We start from the raw sequence: 16,610 nt of genomic DNA on the forward strand, positions 1-16,610 counted from the left end.
CTTACGACTCGCGGTAGACCTTCACGGCCTGGACGATCATCGGAATCTGCAGCGGCAGGCGCGCGATCGCGACCAACCGCATCGGCAGCGGCTTGTCCCACCACAACCGGACCATGTTGACGTTGCCCGGGAACACCGCGACGAACAACGCTACCGCGGCCAACGCACCGAAGCGTCGCGTCTTCGGCGCCAGAAGCAGGCCCGCCACCCCGAGCTCGGCGACGCCCGAGGCGTACGTGTAGAACCGCGGACTGCCGGGCAGCTCGGCGGGGATGATGTCGTCGAACGGCTTCGGCGCGACGAAGTGCAATGTCCCGATACCCAGCAGGCCGGCCGCCATCCGGTAGGCGCGCGACGGGCTGGCCATTTGCTGCAGTTCGGGCGGGGGAGAGGTCATGATTACATTGTGGCGTGCACACCCCTGCGGGACCGGTAACGGGTCCTCGTGGCAAAAGGTAGGTTGCGGCGCCGGCTCGCCGCGATCGAGCAGGACCTGACTACACAGCCCGACTCGCGGCTCGTCGACATCCTGCGGATCCCCGAACCGTTCATCAGCCCGACCCAGCGGATCATCCGCCGCGTCATCTACGCGACGTTGGCGCTGGCCGCCGCCGTGCTCATCGTGTATTTCGACCGCGACGGCTACCGCGATGTCCAGGACAACCAGCTGTCGTTCCTGGACTGCCTGTACTACGCGACGGTCTCGCTGTCGACGACCGGCTACGGCGACATCACCCCGTTCACCCCCGAAGCCCGGTTGATCAACGTCCTGGTGATCACCCCGCTGCGCGTCGCCTTCCTGATCGTGCTCATCGGCACCACCGTCGAGACGCTGACCAGCCAATCGCGCGCGGCATTGAAGATCCAGCGATGGAGGAGCAGAGTGCGCAACCACACCGTCGTCATCGGCTACGGCACCAAGGGCAGAACGGCGGTCGCCGCGATGGTCGGCGACGAGGTCGCGCCCGCCGACATCGTCGTCGTCGACGAGAACGCCGGCGCTCTCGAACGCGCCCGCAGCGCCGGGTTGGTCACCGTCCACGGCGACGCGACCAAGGCCGACATCCTGCGCCTGGCCAGCGCCCAGCACGCGAAGTCGATCATCGTCGCCACCGACGACGACGCCAGCGCGGTGCTGGTCACCCTGACCGCGCGCGAACTGGCGCCCAAGGCCAAGATCATCGCCGCGGCCCGCGAGTCCGACAACCAGCACCTGCTCAAGCAATCGGGCGCCGACTCGACGGTGGTGTCGTCGGAAACCGCGGGCCGACTGCTCGGCATCGCCACCCAGACCCCCAGCGTCGTGCAGGTCATGGAAGACCTGCTGACACCGGACGCCGGTTTCGCGATCGCCGAGCGGGAGGTGACGCCCAAGGAGGTGGGCGGATCCCCGCGGCACCTGCACGACATCGTCCTCGGCGTGGTCCGCGGAGGGGAGTTGCTGCGCGTCGACTCACCGGAGGTGGACACCGTCGAGTCCGGCGATCGGCTGCTCTACATCCGCAATGCCGACGCCGAGTGACAGCCGGCAGATGACGCCGTTTCGCCTGCGCAACATACCGCTGCTGTCCCGCGTGGGTGCCGACCGCGCCGACACCCTGCGCACCGACGTCGACGCCGCGCTGGCCGGATGGCCCGACGCGCTGGTGCTGCGCGTCGATCGCCGCAACCAGGTCCTGATCGCCGACGGCAGCGTCGTCCTCGGCGGCGCCGCCAAACTGGGCGATCGGCCGCCGGAGCACGCGGTCTTCCTCGGGCGGCTCAACGACGGTCGCCATGTGTGGGCGATCCGCGGCGCCCTCGAGGGGCCGGAAGACCCGCACACCCAAACCGAGGTGCTCGACCTGCGCCGGGCCGGTCAGGTCTTCGACGACACCAGCGCGCAACTCGTCGCGACGGCGACCGCGCTGCTCAACTGGCACGACAGCGCGCGGTTCAGCAGCGTCGACGGCTCACCGACCAAATCCGCCAGGGGCGGCTGGGCTCGGGTCGACCCCGTCAGCGGTCGCGAGGAGTTTCCCCGTATCGACCCCGCGGTCATCTGCCTGGTGCACGACGGACACGACCGCGCGGTGCTGGCCCGCCAGGCGGTGTGGCCGGAGCGGCTGTTCTCGATCCTGGCCGGCTTCGTCGAGGCCGGTGAGTCGTTCGAGACCTGCGTCGCCCGCGAGATCTTCGAAGAGATCGGGCTGACGGTGACCGACGTGACCTACCTGGGCAGCCAGCCGTGGCCGTTTCCGCGGTCGCTGATGGTCGGGTTCCACGCCATCGGCGACCCCGAGCAGGAGATGTCGTTCAACGACGGCGAGATCGGCGAGGCCGGCTGGTTCACCCGAGCCGAGATCCGCGAGGCCCTCGACCACGGAGACTGGAGCACCAACTCGCCGTCACGGCTGCTGCTGCCCGGGTCGATCTCGATCGCGCGGGAGATCATCGAGTCCTGGGCCGCGCTCGACTGATCGCTCAGCCGCCGAGCTTCGCCTTCACCTCGCGTGCGGTCGGGTTCGTCAAGGTCGAACCGTCGGGCAGCTTCAGCGTCGGAACGGTCTGGTTGCCGCCGTTGGCGTTGGCGACGAACTCCGCAGCCGCGGGGTCCTTCTCGATGTCGACCTCGGTGAACGCGATGCCCTCGGCCTGTAGCGCCTTCTTCAGACGCACGCAGTAGCCACACCAGGTGGTGGTGTACATGATCACGGGAGTCTGTGCTGCGCTCATAAGGCGTTCAACGTATCCGATGAACCGAACATGCCCGACGGCGTACCGGTCATTTGTCACCGGCCCCTGCCAAGATGGACCGCATGTCGGTAGAGGTCGCTTCGGTGGGTAGCCGCCCGGACACCGTCGACGACCTCGACGACGAGCAGCGCGAGGCCGTGCTCGCCGCACGAGGTCCGGTGTGCGTGCTCGCCGGCGCAGGCACCGGTAAGACCCGCACGATCACCCGGCGCATCGCCCACCTCGTCGCGGCGGGCCACGTCGCGCCCGGGCAGGTCCTCGCCGTCACCTTCACCCAGCGCGCGGCCGGTGAGATGCGGGCCCGGTTGCGTGCGCTCGACGCGGTCTTCGGCGGCGTCGGCACCGGTTCGGTGCAGGCGATGACGTTTCACGCCGCCGCGCGCCGCCAGCTGTCGTACTTCTGGCCCCGCGTCGTCGGCAACACCACCTGGGAGCTTCTCGACACCAAATTCGCGGTGGTGGCCCAAGCCGCCAACCGGGCCCGGCTGTCGACCAGCACCGACGACGTGCGCGACCTCGCCGGCGAGATCGAGTGGGCCAAGGCGTCGCTGATCAGTCCCGAGGACTATCCGAACGCGGTCGCACAGGTCGGCCGCGACATCCCGTTCGACGCGGCGAAGGTGGCCGCTGTCTACACCGGCTACGAGGCGCTCAAGGCCCGCAGCGACGGGACCACCCTGCTCGACTTCGACGACCTGCTGCTGCACACCGCCGCGGCAATCGAGAACGACGCCGCGGTGGGCCAGGAGTTCCGCGATCGCTACCGCTGCTTCGTCGTCGACGAATACCAGGACGTGACGCCCCTGCAGCAGCGGGTGCTCGACGCCTGGCTCGGCGAGCGCGACGACCTCACCGTCGTCGGCGACGCCAACCAGACCATCTACTCCTTCACCGGCGCCACCCCCCGCTACCTCCTCGACTTCTCCCGGCGCTTCCCCGACGCGGCGGTGGTCCGCCTGGAACGCGACTACCGCTCGACCCCGCAGGTGGTGTCGCTGGCCAACCGGGTCATCGCCGGTGCGCGCGGCCGGATGGCGGGCAGCAAGCTGCACCTGGTGGGGCAGCGCGATGCCGGCCCCGCGCCCCGGTTCGCCGAATATCCCGACGAGGTCGCCGAGGCCAAGGCGGTGGCCAAAAACATCAAACGACTTCTCGAATCCGGCACGGAACCGGCCGAGATCGCGGTGCTCTACCGCATCAACGCCCAGTCGGAGGTCTACGAGGAGGCGCTCACCGAAGCCGGCGTCCCGTTCCAGGTGCGCGGCGGCGAAGGGTTCTTCAGCCGTCAGGAGATCCGCCAGTCGCTGGTGGCGTTGCAGCGCGCGGCCGAACGCAGTGCCGAACCCGACGTCGACAGCCCTCTACCCGAGGTGGTGCGCGCGGTGCTCGAACCGCTCGGGCTCACCTCCCAGCCGCCGCCGGGCACCAAGGCGAGGGAACGGTGGGAAGCGTTGACATCGCTGGCCGAACTCGTCGACGAGGAAGTCGCGCTGCGTCCCACCCTCGACCTGCGCGCACTGCTCGTCGAACTGCGCCAGCGCGCCGACGCGCGCCACCCTCCGGTCGTGCAGGGCGTCACGCTCGCCTCGCTGCACGCGGCGAAGGGCTTGGAGTGGGACGCGGTGTTCCTCGTCGGCCTCGCCGACGGCACGCTGCCCATCTCCCACGCTCTCGCGCACGGTCCCGACAGCGAGGCGGTCGAAGAGGAACGCCGGCTGCTCTACGTCGGAATCACCAGGGCGCGTGTGCATTTGGCGCTCAGCTGGGCGCTCGCCAGGGCTCCCGGCGGACGGCAGAGCCGCAAACCGTCGCGGTTCCTCAACGGCATCGCGCCGCAGTCGTCGAACACCAGCGACACACCTTCCAAGCCTCGACGTGCGCGCGGCGCCACCCCCCGCTGTCGGGTGTGCAACAGCGTATTGACCGCACCGGCCGCGATCATGTTGCGCCGCTGCGAAACCTGCCCGTCCGACATCGACGAGCAGCTGCTCAGCGACCTCAAGGACTGGAGATTGCGCACCTCCAAGGAGATGAGCGTGCCGGCGTATGTGGTGTTCACCGACAACACGCTGATCGCGATCGCCGAGACGTTGCCCACCGACGACGCCGCACTGGTCGCGATCCCGGGCATCGGGGCACGCAAGCTCGAGCAGTACGGCGCCGACGTGCTCGCCCTCGTCAAGAGCCGGACCCGGTAGGCGGGCGGGGACAGGCCGGCGACCCGCACGGCCAAACCTCGTAAAGATCGCGCCAAACCCGCTGGTCAAAAATCAATTGTCAGCCGCCGCTGTTACGCTTAGCCTCAACATCACACCGTTTGGGTGTCTTTTTGTGCGAAAGGAGGGACCGACATCATGGGTAGCAACTACGCGTTCACCGGCGTAGCCGTTGCTGGCATGACGCGGACCCTCCATGTCGCCGCCGCCGCGGCGCATCCCGCGTTCGCCGCCGCGCACGCCGCCGGTGCCGCCGCTGCCATCACCCCGCAGCGCAAGCGCCGCGCCGCCGCCGCGACTGTGTCGTCCGTCGATCGGGGCACCACCTAGGTAAGCCCACGATTTCGCCGAAAAGGCCACGGACCCGCAGTCGGATCCGTGGCCTTGGTCTTTTGGACACCACGCCAAAGCCCTGGTCCCGGATCCAGCGAGGAAATGATTCGAAACCCACCACGACCAGGGAAGGACTGGACATGTCACTCGGGACATGCCGAGAGAAGACGAAGCTGGCGGTGCCGTGTCACAGGGGCGATCCCGATATGTGGTTCGCCGAGAATCCCGTCGAACTCGAACGCGCCAAGGCGCTGTGCGCAGAGTGCCCGATCCGGCGTGAGTGCCTGGCCGCCGCGCTGGAAAGGCAAGAGCCGTGGGGCGTTTGGGGCGGCGAGATCCTCGAACGGGGCTCCGTCATCGCGCGCAAGCGGCCACGTGGCCGGCCGCGCAAGAACACCGTCGGGAACCCGGCAGCAGCATAGCCGCACACGGGGCGACCTGCGCGCGCTCGATTGTGAATCTGGCGACGCTCAACCCACGAGATGCGTCGTCAGATTCACAATCCGTACCGAGGGGCGGGGTGGGCGCATCCGACCCGCCCGGGGGGGCTGCGTCAGGCCGCTTCGTCGGCGAAGCCCGGAATGAGCTCGGTGGCAAGCTTTCTCGCTGGAACATGCGCATCGAGCTGACATGCGATCGCGACGTTGGACGCGATCACCCGCATCGGAATCGCGAGCTGGGCCGGGATGTCCATCTGCCGGGCGGCCTTGATCTGGCCTGCGGCGCGTTCGGGGCGCATATTGGCGGTCGTGATGCGCTGCAGCCACTTTCGGTTGTAGTGGAAGACCTCGACCTCGAGCGGTTCGACGTACTGGCGCATCATGTCGTCCATCTCGCGCTTGGACACCTGCTCGCCCTTCTGGATGAAGCCGATGTTCTGCATCGTCGTGAGCAGGTTGTCGTAGTCGTCGTTGAGCGCATAGCGCGTCGCCAAACCGATCTCGATCGGAATACCGCCGGGCATCGGGGCCACCGCGCCGAAGTCGATGACACCCATCTTCTCCTCGGGCAGCAGCATGAAGTTGCCGGGATGGGTGTCCCCGTGCATCATCTCGAGCCGGCGAGGGGCGTCGTAGGTCAGCTCGAAAAGCCTGGTGCCCATCAGGTCTCGTTGTTCCTGGGTGCCCTCTCGGATGATCACCGACATCGGCACGCCCTCGATCCACTCCTGGATCACGACCTTGGGCGCGCTGGCCACGATGCGGGGAACCACGAAGCGCGGGTGGCCTTCGTAGGCCTTGGCGAACGCGCGCTGGTTGTCGGCCTCCAGCCGGTAGTCGAGCTCCATCTCGGTGCGTTCGATGAGTTCTTTGACCACACTGTCGACGTCGGCGCCCGGGGACAGCTGCTTGAGGACGCCCACCATGCGCTGCATCGTCTTCAGGTCGGCCCGCAGCGCCTCGTCGGCGCCGGGGTACTGAATCTTGACCGCGACCTCGCGGCCGTCCGACCACACCGCCTTGTGGACCTGGCCGATGCTGGCCGACGCCACGGGCTGGTCGTCGAACGACGCGAACCGCTCCCGCCACTTGGTGCCCAGTTGCGCGTTGAGCACCCGGTGCACCTTGGCGGCGGGCAGCGGCGGGGCCTCCCGCTGAAGCTTGGTCAGCGCCTCGCGGTACGGCTTGCCGTACTGCTCGGGGATTGCGGCCTCCATCACCGACAGCGCCTGACCGACCTTCATCGCGCCGCCCTTGAGCTCGCCGAGCACGGTGAAAAGCTGCTGAGCCGCTTTGTCCATCAGTTCGGCGTTGACCTCGTCTTTCGACTTGCCGGTCAACCGTTTGCCGAAGCCCAGCGCGGCCCGCCCGGCCATCCCTGCGCCCAGGCCGGCCAACTTGGCGTTACGCGCAGCGCTGCCCCGTTTGATCTCACTCACCAGACCATCATCCATGACGCGGCTGCCCGCAGCGCAACGACTTGCCAACGGCCGATGTCAACACGCGCAGCGCGGATGGCGCGACCACCGCCGCGCCACCACCGAACCCACGTTGACGTCGAACTCCAACGTGGTGTCCAGCGTCGGCGGCGGTTCGGGGTAGCCCTCGACGTCGACGCCGCCGCGCACCGCGGCAAGGACCCGGTCGACCTGGTTGAGCGCCAGCGCCGCGGTGGCCAGCAGCGTGGCCCGGTCGGCGCTGCCGACGGTGTGGCGCAGTTGCGCTGCGAGGGCAGGCCACGCCGCGTCCCGGTCGCTGCGATGCAGGTCCGCGCAGGCCAAACAACTCGTCATACCCGGAAGAACCAGCGGCCCGACCAGGCCGACACCGTCGCGCACCCGCACCGGCAGATGGGCGACCCCGACCGCATGCAGTTCGCGCACCATGCGCGGATCGGCCACCAGGTAGTCGGTGAGAACCACGAGGTCGGTCGGCTCCGACGGCGCACCGGTGTCGGTACGGGTGCTGAGGCTCAGGCGCGCACCCGAACAGCGCAGCGCCGCGGCGAGCAGATCCGACAACGGCCCGCGTCCGTGGATGCGGACCGCGGCAGAACGGCCACGCCGGCGGGCGGCGGCGGTGACGACACCGGCGTCGACCAACGACGTCAGCAGGTTCTCGACGACCGCGCCGTCGGGGGCGAGCGCCGCAAGGTCGGCCACCCGTGCGCCGGACTGCAGGCGGCGCAGCATGTCGGCCAGCGTCGTCGTGGGCAGCCCGGCCGGCGGACGGATCACGACGGCGCGCCGCGGATCCCAGCCCACCTGCACGGCACCGTCGGGTCGCATCAGCACCGGCGTCGCGGCGCTCAACGCATAGCGCGTCATCGGTCGAGCGTGCCACGCCGACGGCGGGTCACCCCCAGTTATCCACAGGGGTCACCGGTGACCGACCGGCTACCGGTCGTCGTCGTCCGGTTTCTGGATGTCCTTCTCGAGATCGGCGATCGCCTCCTCGATGGCGCTGTCCATGCCGCTGGTGTCGCCGCCGATCATCCGGTCGATGAACCCGGCCGGTTCGTCGAGATCCTTTGCGCTGGGCAGCAGGTCGGGGTGCTGCCACACCGCGTCGCGGCGGTCGGAGCCGACGGCCTCGGTCAACCGCTCCCACAACGCGGCGGCCTCGCGCATCTTGCGCGGCCGCAACTCCAAGCCGACCAGGGTCGCGAACGTCTGCTCGGCGGGCCCGCCGGTGCCGCGGCGCCTGCGCAGCATCTCCGCCAGCGCCGACGTGCCGGGAATGCGGTCGCCGAGCGCGTCGGAGACGACGGTCTGCACCCAACCCTCGATCAGCGCGAGCAGCGTCTCCAGCCGCTCGAGCGCCGCGGTCTGCTCCGGCGTCGCCTTCGGCTCGAAGATGCCCTGGTTGAGCAGCTGTTCCATCTGGGCCGGGTCGGTCAGCGCGGCAGGGTTGAGGCCGGACGCCAGTTCCTCGATGCCGCTCATGTCGATCTTCATCCCGCGGGCGAACGCCTCGACCGCGTTGAGCAGCTGGCTGGCCAGCCACGGCACGTGGCTGAACAGGCGGTGATGGGCGGCCTCGCGGGCGGCCAGGAACGTCAGGATCTCGCTACGCGGTTGCTCGAGGCCCTCCGACAGCGACTCGACCGCCTCGGGCATCAGCGCGGCCACGCCCTTGGGGCCCAAGGGCAGCCCGATGTCGGTGGAGGTCAACACTTCTCGCGACAGCTTGCCCAGCGCCTGCCCCAGCTGTGAGCCGAACGCCATGCCACCCATCTGCGTCATCATCGACAGCAGCGGACCGGCCATGGTGCGCGCCTCCTCGGGAAGCGCCGATACCCACACCGTGGAGATCTGTTCGGCGACCGGGTCGCACAGCCGCTTCCACCTGTCGAGGGTGTTGTCGATCCAGTCCGTCGGGGTCCAGGCGACCGACTTGCTGGTTCCCGCGGGAAGCGCTGTCACCCCGTCGAGCCAGGTCTCGGCCAGGTGCACGGCGTCGACGATCGCGGCCGACGTCTTCTCCGGAATCGGAGCGACGAAACCGATCTGGCTCGACGCCAACTGGCGGGCCAGGTCGTAGTTCACCGGTCCGGATTGTTTGCCGCCGGCCATCGCGCTGGAGGCGCCGCTGAACATCTCGCCGAGCTTGCTGAAGATCTGCCCCAGCTGGGACATGTCGAACTCGGATCCGCCTTGAAAGCCCATGCCGAACGGGTCGCCGGGCCCCCCGGATCCGGAGTCGGGATCCTTCTTGCGCTTGTCGCGCTCGGGGTCGTCGTCGCCGGCGGAGAAGCCGAAAGGCACGTCAGCCATGTCCCCAACGGTACTCACCAGGGCGGCGCCTCGTGGGTGGGCGCCTCACGCTGACAGCGAACCCGCCCTGGACCGCCCGTTTCCGCGTTGCAGCGGGCTACCAGGCCGGCGACGGACGTCGTGGGCACGGTCGCTTGCAGCGCAACCTTTAGATTGGGCGGCGTGAACAGGCGGACTTTGACGTTGATCGTCGCGCTCGTGCCGATTCTGGTGTTCGGCGTGCTGGTGTCGGCGGTGACGGTGCCCTTCGTCTCCCTGGGGCCGGGGCCGACGTTCAACACGCTCGGCGAGTTCGACGGTAAGCCGGTCGTCGAGATCGAGGGCACCGATGTCTATCCGACCTCGGGGCACCTGAACATGACGACGGTGTCGCAGCGCGATCAGCTCAGGCTGGGCGAGGCGATGGCGCTGTGGTTGTCGGGCCGCGAACAACTTGTCCCGCGTGACCTGGTCTACCCGCCGGACAAGACCCGCGAAGAGGTCGACGAGGCCAACACCACCGATTTCCGCAACTCCGAACGCAGCGCCGAGTATGCCGCGCTGCATTTTCTGGAGTTCCCGATGGCGGTGACGGTGGAAAACGTCAACGATCCGGGCCCGTCGGCGGGAAAGCTGCGCGACGGTGACGCGATCGACGCCGTCAACGGCACGCCGGTGACCACACTCGAGGAGTTCCAAGCCCTTTTGAAGGACACCAAGCCCGGCGACACCGTGAAGCTGGACTACCGCCGCAAGGATGCGCCGTCCGGCGTCGCCACCATCACGCTGGGCAAGCACCCCGATCGCGACCAGGGTCTCCTCGGCATCGGCGTGCTCGATGCACCGTGGGCGCCGTTCTCGATCGAATTCAACCTCGAGAAGATCGGCGGCCCGTCGGCGGGCTTGATGTTCTCGCTGGCGGTGGTCGACAAGCTGACCACCGGCGACCTCAACGGCGGGAAGTTCGTTGCCGGCAGCGGCACCATCAGCGGAGACGGCGAGGTCGGCTCGATCGGCGGCATCACCCACAAGATGCTGAGCGCGCGCGAGGAGGGCGCCACCATCTTCCTGGTGCCCGCCGACAACTGCGAAGAAGCCAAGACGGCGCCGCAGGACGGTATGGAACTGGTCAAGGTCGAGACCCTGTCGCAAGCCGTCGACGCGTTGAAGACCTTGTCCGCCGGTGGCGAACGCCCCCATTGTTAGGTCATCGGCGAAAAGCCGTTGCGTAGAGTTGGGGCCACGTCGAGCACGACGTACAGGAACGGGACTGGAGTCAACGAGTGGGTATGCGGCCCGCGGCACGAATGCCGAAGCTGACACGACGTAGCCGAATTCTCATCGCGCTGGGAGCCGTGATCGTGCTCCTGTTGTTGATCGGCCCGCGGCTGGTCGACACCTACGTCGACTGGCTGTGGTTCGGCGAACTCGGCTACCGCTCGGTTTTCACCACGGTGCTGTTCACCCAGATCCTGCTGTTCCTGGTCGTGTCGCTGGTGATCGGTTCGATCCTGTTCGCGGGGTTGGCGCTGGCCTACCGGACCCGGCCGGTGTTCGTGCCGACCAACGGCCCCAACGACCCGGTCGCGGCCTACCGCACCGCGGTGATGGCGCGGCTGCGCCTCGTCGGCTTCGGGGTTCCCGCGCTCATCGGCTTGTTCGTCGGGTTGTTCGCGCTGGGCCAGTGGGAGACCGTCCAGTTGTTCCTGCACGGCAACAGCTTCGGGATCACCGACCCGCAGTTCGGTAAGGATCTGGGCTTCTACGCCTTCGACCTGCCGTTCTACCGGATGGTCCTGAACTACCTGTTCGTCGCGACCTTCCTGGCCTTCATCGGAAACCTGTTGGGCCACTACTTGTTCGGCGGTATCCGGCTCTCGGGCCGCGCCGGTGCGTTGAGCCGTGCCGCGCGCATCCAGTTGATCACCCTGGTCGGCATCCTGATGCTGCTCAAGGCGATCGCGTACTGGTTGGACCGCTACGAGCTGCTGAGCCACACCCGCGGCGGCAAGCCGTTCACCGGTGCGGGCTACACCGACATCAACGCGGTGCTGCCCGCCAAGCTGATCCTGATGGCGATCGCCGTGATCTGCGCGGCCGCGGTGTTCTCGGCGATCGTGCTGCGCGACCTGCGGATCCCCGCCATCGGCGTGGTGTTGTTGCTGCTCTCGTCGCTGGTTGTCGGCGCGGGCTGGCCGCTGGTCGTCGAGCAGTTCAGCGTCAAACCGAATGCGGCGCAGAAGGAAAGCGAATACATCAGCCGAAGCATCTCGGCGACCAGACAGGCCTACGGGCTCACCGACGACGTGGTGAGCTATCGCGACTATCCGGGTAACGCCCCCGCGACCGCAGCCCAGGTGGCCGCTGACCGCGCCACGACGTCCAACATCCGCGTGCTCGACCCCAACATCGTCAGCCCGGCATTCACCCAGTTCCAGCAGGGCAAGAACTTCTACTACTTCCCCGACCAGCTGAACATGGATCGGTACCGGGATGAGGACGGGAACCTACGCGACTATGTGGTCGCCGCGCGCGAACTCAATCCCGACCGGTTGATCGACAACCAGCGCGACTGGATCAACCGCCACTCGGTCTACACCCACGGCAACGGTTTCATCGCCTCGCCGGCCAACACCGTGCGCGGCGTGGCCAACGACCCCAACCAGAACGGCGGCTACCCGGAGTTTTTGGCCAGTGTGGTCGGCGCGAACGGTGAGGTGATCTCACCCGGACCCGCCCCGCTGGCCCAGCCCCGCATCTACTACGGCCCCGTCATCGCCAACACCCCGGCCGACTACGCCATTGTGGGGGAGAACGGTGCGCCGCGGGAGTACGACTACGAGAACAACGTCGAGACCCGCAACTACACCTACACCGGTGAGGGCGGCGTTCCGATCGGCAACTGGCTGACGCGCAGCGTCTTCGCCGCGAAGTTCGCCGAGCGAAACTTCCTGTTTTCCAACGTGATCGGGGAGAACAGCAAGCTCCTGTTCAATCGTGACCCGGCCAAGCGGGTCGAGGCGGTGGCGCCGTGGCTGACCACCGACACCGCGGTCTACCCGGCCATCGTCAACGAGCGCATCGTCTGGATCGTCGACGGCTACACCACGCTGGACAACTACCCGTACTCGGAGTTGACGACCTTGTCCTCGGCCACCGTGGACTCAAACGAGGTGGCGCTGAACCGGTTGCAGCCCGACAAGCAGGTGTCCTACATCCGCAACTCGGTCAAGGCCACCGTCGACGCCTACGACGGCACGGTGTCGCTGTACGCGCAGGACGAAGACGATCCGGTGCTGCAGGCGTGGATGAAGGTGTTCCCGGGCACGGTCAAGCCCAAGAGCGAGATCTCCGATGAACTGCAGGAGCATCTGCGCTATCCGGAAGACCTGTTCAAGGTGCAGCGTGCGCTGCTGGCGAAGTACCACGTCGACGACCCGATCACCTTCTTCTCGACGTCGGACTTCTGGGACGTTCCGCTCGATCCCAACCCCACCGCGAGCAGCTATCAGCCGCCGTACTACATCGTGGCCAAAGACCTTGCGGCCAACGAGCGTGCGGCATCGTTCCAGTTGACCAGTGCGATGAACCGGTTCCGCCGCGACTTCCTGGCCGCGTTCATGAGTGCCAGTTCCGACCCGGACACCTACGGCAAAATCACCGTGCTGACGATCCCGGGACAGGTCAACGGTCCCAAGCTGGCGTTCAACGCGATCAGCACCGATACGGCGGTGTCCCAGGACCTCGGTGTCATCGGCCGCGACAACCAGAACCGCATCCGGTGGGGCAACCTGCTGACGCTGCCGGTGGCCGAGGGCGGATTGCTCTATGTCGCACCGGTATACGCCTCACCCGGGGCCAGCGACGCCGCGTCGTCGTACCCGCGCCTGATCCGCGTGGCGATGATGTACAACGACAAGGTCGGCTACGGCCCGACGGTGCGCGACGCGCTGATCGAGTTGTTCGGGCCCGGCGCGGACGCCACGGCCACCGGCCCCGCGCCCATCGCGGGCACCGGCGGCGAGCAGCCCGCGGCGCAGCCACCGGCCGACGGCGAAGCTCCGACGGCTCGCCCGCCGGCCAACCAGCAGGGCCGGACGCCGCAACCGCCGGCGGCAGCGGTGCCGCCGGGCGGGCCGGTCGAGCTGTCGGGTGCGAAAGCCGCTGCGCTGCAAGAGGTCAACACGGCGCTCGACGGGCTGCGCCAGGCGCAGCAGGGCGGCAACTTCGCCGAGTTCGGCGAGGCGCTGCAACGCCTCGACGATGCGATGGAGAAATACCAGTCCGCGAACTGACCCCACCCTGGTTCCGCGAGCGGCCCACGCGTTCCGCGAGCGACCGTGTTTGTCCCGCGACACGCCGCCACAGTGCGTACATTTGCGGTCGCTCGCGAGGCGCCAACTGCCATGCAATCGCAGGCGTGACGCGATTCACCACCATCGGTGACCGCGCGATTTGGAACTGCGCGAGCGCCTTCGGTAACGTTGCGTTCACCCGACGCGGGGTGGAGCAGCTCGGTAGCTCGCTGGGCTCATAACCCAGAGGTCGCAGGTTCGAATCCTGTCCCCGCTACTAGGTGGAACGGCCCTCGGAGGACACTCCGGGGGCCGTTCTCATTCGCTTCCCATTGGCTACGCCGCTCCCGGAAGCGTCGGCCCGATGCTTGCCGCAGGAGAGTCCCGCACCGCACACTTCTCACGTGGACCCCACCGAAGGAGCCTGCGATGGCGTTGGTCGTTGATCCGCTCGACGACATCGGGGTGATCCGCCTCTCGCGGTGGATCTTCAACTGCTACCTGATCCGTGGCGACCGCGGCGTTGTCGTGGTCGACGCGGGCATGCCCGGCAGCGCCGACGACGTCGCGGGCGTGCTGTCGGTCTACCGCGGCACCGTCGGCGCGGTCGCAGCCACCCACGGCCACAGCGACCACGTCGCCGGGGCGCCGCGACTGGCCGCCGAACACCGCGTGGCGCTCCATCTTCCCGAGGTCACTCTCAGCTATCTGGACGGCACGCGGCAGCCCCGCACCCCGGCGCTGAGCAAGATCGTCCAGATCTGGCCCACCCTGATCAGCCAGCCGCTGGACCTGACCGGACTGCGCGGCTTCGCCGACGGCCCCCGCATCGCCGGGTACGGCGGAGGTAAGGGGATGGTCGGTGACGCCCTTGGCGGGGCGCGACCGCTGGCCGACGGTCAGCCGCTGCCCGGCGCGCCGGGCTGGGAGGTGCTGCACGTGCCCGGCCACACCGACGACTCGACCGCGTTCTGGCATGCCGACAGTCGGACCCTGATCTCCGGCGACGCGGTGCTCAGCGCGGGCGGGCAAGCCTGGTTCACCCCCGAGACCGTCGACGCCGCCGCCGCGAAACGCAGCGAGCAGCGCATGCGCGCGCTGCCCGTCGAACACCTACTGCCCGGCCACGGTCTGCCGGTGCACCGGGTCGACGTCTGGGCCGATGCCCGCTGAAGCTGGCCTACGAACGAAGCCTCCCACCCCGTAGGATCACCGCAAATTCCCGTAAGTTAGCTTAGGCGATATTTACTAGACCGAAAATCGCGAATTGAGCGGGTAAGCACTGCGAGGTTATAGATGAAATCGTTGGCTGCGACATTTGCCGAGCGGTTGACCAGCTCCGATAGCAGCCTCTACGTCTTCGACGACGGGACGTGGACGCGCCACCCCTGGCCGGAAGTGCACGCCCGCGCCGAGAATGTCGCCGACTGGCTGCTCAACGAGGAAGTGGCCGCGCTCGGCCTGGCGAACGAGCCCACCGTCGAACTCATCGCGGCCATCCTCGGCGCCTTCCAGGCCGGCGTGCCGGTGACCATCGCGCCCGGCCCCATCCGCGGCGCCGACGCCGACAAGTGGGCGCAATCCACGGTGGCCCGGTTCGCGGGCATGGGCGTCAGCCACGTGCTCAGCCGGGGGCGTCGGCTGGAGCAACTGGGCCTCGTCGACAGCGGCCCGATCGTCAAGGAACTGGATTCGGTTGCCCCGCTGACCCGATCGACGAACTTCCGGCGACCCGACCGAGCCGCCGAAATCGCGATCCTGCAGGGCACAGCAGGCTCCACAGGCGTGCCGCGCGCTGTACAGCTGTCGCCGGATGCGGTGCTCGCCAACCTCGACGGCCTGAACACGCGGATCGGGGTCGGACCGGGCGACGTCGGCTGCTCCTGGCTGCCGCTGTACCACGACATGGGCCTGAGCTTCGTGCTCGCCGGGGCGTTGGCCGGCATCGACGTGTGGCAGGCGCCGACGGCGGCCTTCCAGGCGTCGCCGTTTCGGTGGCTGAACTGGCTCACCGAGAGCCGCGCCACGATCACCGCCGCGCCCAACATGGCCTACGGCCTGATCGGGAAGTACTCGCGACGCGTCACCGACGTCGACCTCGGCAGCCTGCGGTTCGCGCTCAACGGCGGCGAACCCGTCGACTGCGCGCTCACCGCACGCTTCGCCGAGGAGATGGCCCGATTCGGATTCGACGCGGGCGCGCTCGCGCCCTCCTACGGCTTGGCCGAATCCACCTGTGCGGTAACGGTTCCCGAACCCGGTCGCGGCCTGGTCATCGACGACGCCGGTCATGCGCTGCTCGGCGAACCGATACCCGGCATGTCGGTGCGCGTCGACCAGCGCGGGGACGGCAAGGTCGGCGAGATCTTGATCCGCGGTACCTCGATGATGTCGGGTTACCGCGACGACCCCCCGCGCAACCCCGATGACTGGTTCGCCACAGGCGATCTCGGCTACCTCGTCGACGGCAGCCTCGTGGTGTGCGGTCGCGCCAAGGAACTGATCACGGTGGCGGGCCGCAACATCTTTCCCGCGGAGGTCGAGCGGGTGGCCGCGGGCGCGCCGGGTGTACGCGAAGGTGCTGTCGTCGCCGTCGGGGTGGGGGAGCGGTCGATCCGACCCGGTGTCGCGATCGTCGCGGAGTTCCGCGGACCCGACGAGGCGGGCTCTCGCGCCGACCTGATCGAGCGCGTCGCATCCGAATGCGGTGTGGTGCCCACGGACGTCGTCTTCGTCAAACCCGGCACGCTGCCGCGAACCTCGTCGGGCAAGCTGCGCAGGCTCGAGGTGAAACGCGACCTGCTGCAGCAGCAGTGAGCTCGACGGCCGCGTGAC

General features: G+C 68.2%; 14 protein-coding genes and 1 tRNA gene. 10 read left to right on the forward strand and 5 right to left on the reverse strand.

The genetic code is table 11. The annotated features are described in order from the left end of the window. Position 1 precedes the first annotated feature (1 nt). The gene (locus tag AU192_RS03470; protein WP_064394341.1) at positions 2–397 is read right to left on the reverse strand and encodes a DoxX family protein; all 396 of its coding nucleotides are present in this window, start codon (positions 395–397) and stop codon (positions 2–4) included. A 48-nt stretch (positions 398–445) separates the two neighbouring features. Here AU192_RS03470 and AU192_RS03475 point away from each other — a divergent pair, with 48 nt between their 5' ends. Next, complete coding sequence (locus AU192_RS03475; protein ID WP_064394342.1) at positions 446–1,522, forward strand: potassium channel family protein; 1,077 nt, start codon at positions 446–448, stop codon at positions 1,520–1,522. Between the two features lie 10 nt (positions 1,523–1,532). Continuing rightward, on the forward strand, positions 1,533–2,459 hold the full coding sequence (nudC, locus tag AU192_RS03480; protein WP_064394438.1) for an NAD(+) diphosphatase: 927 nt from the start codon (positions 1,533–1,535) through the stop codon (positions 2,457–2,459). 4 nt (positions 2,460–2,463) lie between these two features. On the opposite strand, the gene AU192_RS03485 is transcribed toward nudC, so the two are convergent. Continuing rightward, positions 2,464–2,715, reverse strand: a complete 252-nt coding sequence (locus AU192_RS03485; RefSeq protein ID WP_064394343.1) for a mycoredoxin — start codon at positions 2,713–2,715, stop codon at positions 2,464–2,466. 83 nt (positions 2,716–2,798) lie between these two features. Here AU192_RS03485 and AU192_RS03490 point away from each other — a divergent pair, with 83 nt between their 5' ends. The 3 genes from AU192_RS03490 (at position 2,799) to AU192_RS03500 (ending at position 5,707) form a co-directional block, all read left to right on the forward strand. Further along, positions 2,799–4,934 carry an ATP-dependent DNA helicase UvrD2 gene (locus AU192_RS03490; RefSeq protein ID WP_064394440.1) on the forward strand — a complete coding sequence of 712 codons (2,136 nt, stop codon included), beginning with the start codon at positions 2,799–2,801 and terminating at the stop codon, positions 4,932–4,934. A 156-nt stretch (positions 4,935–5,090) separates the two neighbouring features. After that, the gene (locus AU192_RS03495) at positions 5,091–5,282 is read left to right on the forward strand and encodes a hypothetical protein (RefSeq protein WP_064394344.1); all 192 of its coding nucleotides are present in this window, start codon (positions 5,091–5,093) and stop codon (positions 5,280–5,282) included. 143 nt (positions 5,283–5,425) lie between these two features. Then, positions 5,426–5,707 (forward strand): WhiB family transcriptional regulator, encoded by a 282-nt coding sequence (locus AU192_RS03500; RefSeq protein ID WP_064394345.1) that lies wholly within the window; start codon positions 5,426–5,428, stop codon positions 5,705–5,707. A gap of 131 nt (positions 5,708–5,838) precedes the next feature. On the opposite strand, the gene AU192_RS03505 is transcribed toward AU192_RS03500, so the two are convergent. The 3 genes from AU192_RS03505 to AU192_RS03515 form a co-directional block, all read right to left on the reverse strand. After that, positions 5,839–7,179: a macrolide-binding ATPase MABP-1 gene (locus AU192_RS03505; protein ID WP_064394346.1), complete on the reverse strand. Its 1,341-nt coding sequence runs from the start codon at positions 7,177–7,179 to the stop codon at positions 5,839–5,841. A gap of 42 nt (positions 7,180–7,221) precedes the next feature. Continuing rightward, positions 7,222–8,052, reverse strand: coding sequence for a hypothetical protein (locus AU192_RS03510; RefSeq protein ID WP_064394347.1), 831 nt, complete (start codon positions 8,050–8,052; stop codon positions 7,222–7,224). A 69-nt stretch (positions 8,053–8,121) separates the two neighbouring features. Further along, on the reverse strand, positions 8,122–9,501 hold the full coding sequence (locus AU192_RS03515; protein ID WP_064394348.1) for a zinc-dependent metalloprotease: 1,380 nt from the start codon (positions 9,499–9,501) through the stop codon (positions 8,122–8,124). Between the two features lie 162 nt (positions 9,502–9,663). Here AU192_RS03515 and AU192_RS03520 point away from each other — a divergent pair, with 162 nt between their 5' ends. From AU192_RS03520 to mbtM, 5 genes are all read left to right on the forward strand, one after another. Continuing rightward, on the forward strand, positions 9,664–10,686 hold the full coding sequence (locus AU192_RS03520) for a YlbL family protein (protein WP_064394349.1): 1,023 nt from the start codon (positions 9,664–9,666) through the stop codon (positions 10,684–10,686). A 77-nt stretch (positions 10,687–10,763) separates the two neighbouring features. Further along, positions 10,764–13,775: a UPF0182 family protein gene (locus tag AU192_RS03525; protein WP_064394350.1), complete on the forward strand. Its 3,012-nt coding sequence runs from the start codon at positions 10,764–10,766 to the stop codon at positions 13,773–13,775. Between the two features lie 203 nt (positions 13,776–13,978). Then, positions 13,979–14,052 (forward strand) — tRNA-Met (locus tag AU192_RS03530). Positions 14,053–14,204: 152 nt separating this feature from the next. After that, positions 14,205–14,948 (forward strand): MBL fold metallo-hydrolase, encoded by a 744-nt coding sequence (locus tag AU192_RS03535; RefSeq protein ID WP_064394351.1) that lies wholly within the window; start codon positions 14,205–14,207, stop codon positions 14,946–14,948. Between the two features lie 123 nt (positions 14,949–15,071). Further along, positions 15,072–16,592 carry a long-chain-fatty acid--ACP ligase MbtM gene (mbtM, locus tag AU192_RS03540; protein ID WP_064394352.1) on the forward strand — a complete coding sequence of 507 codons (1,521 nt, stop codon included), beginning with the start codon at positions 15,072–15,074 and terminating at the stop codon, positions 16,590–16,592. Positions 16,593–16,610 lie beyond the last annotated feature (18 nt).

It is taken from the genome of Mycobacterium lehmannii, from assembly GCF_001499925.1.
GTDB classification, from domain to species: Bacteria; Actinomycetota; Actinomycetes; order Mycobacteriales; family Mycobacteriaceae; genus Mycobacterium; species Mycobacterium lehmannii.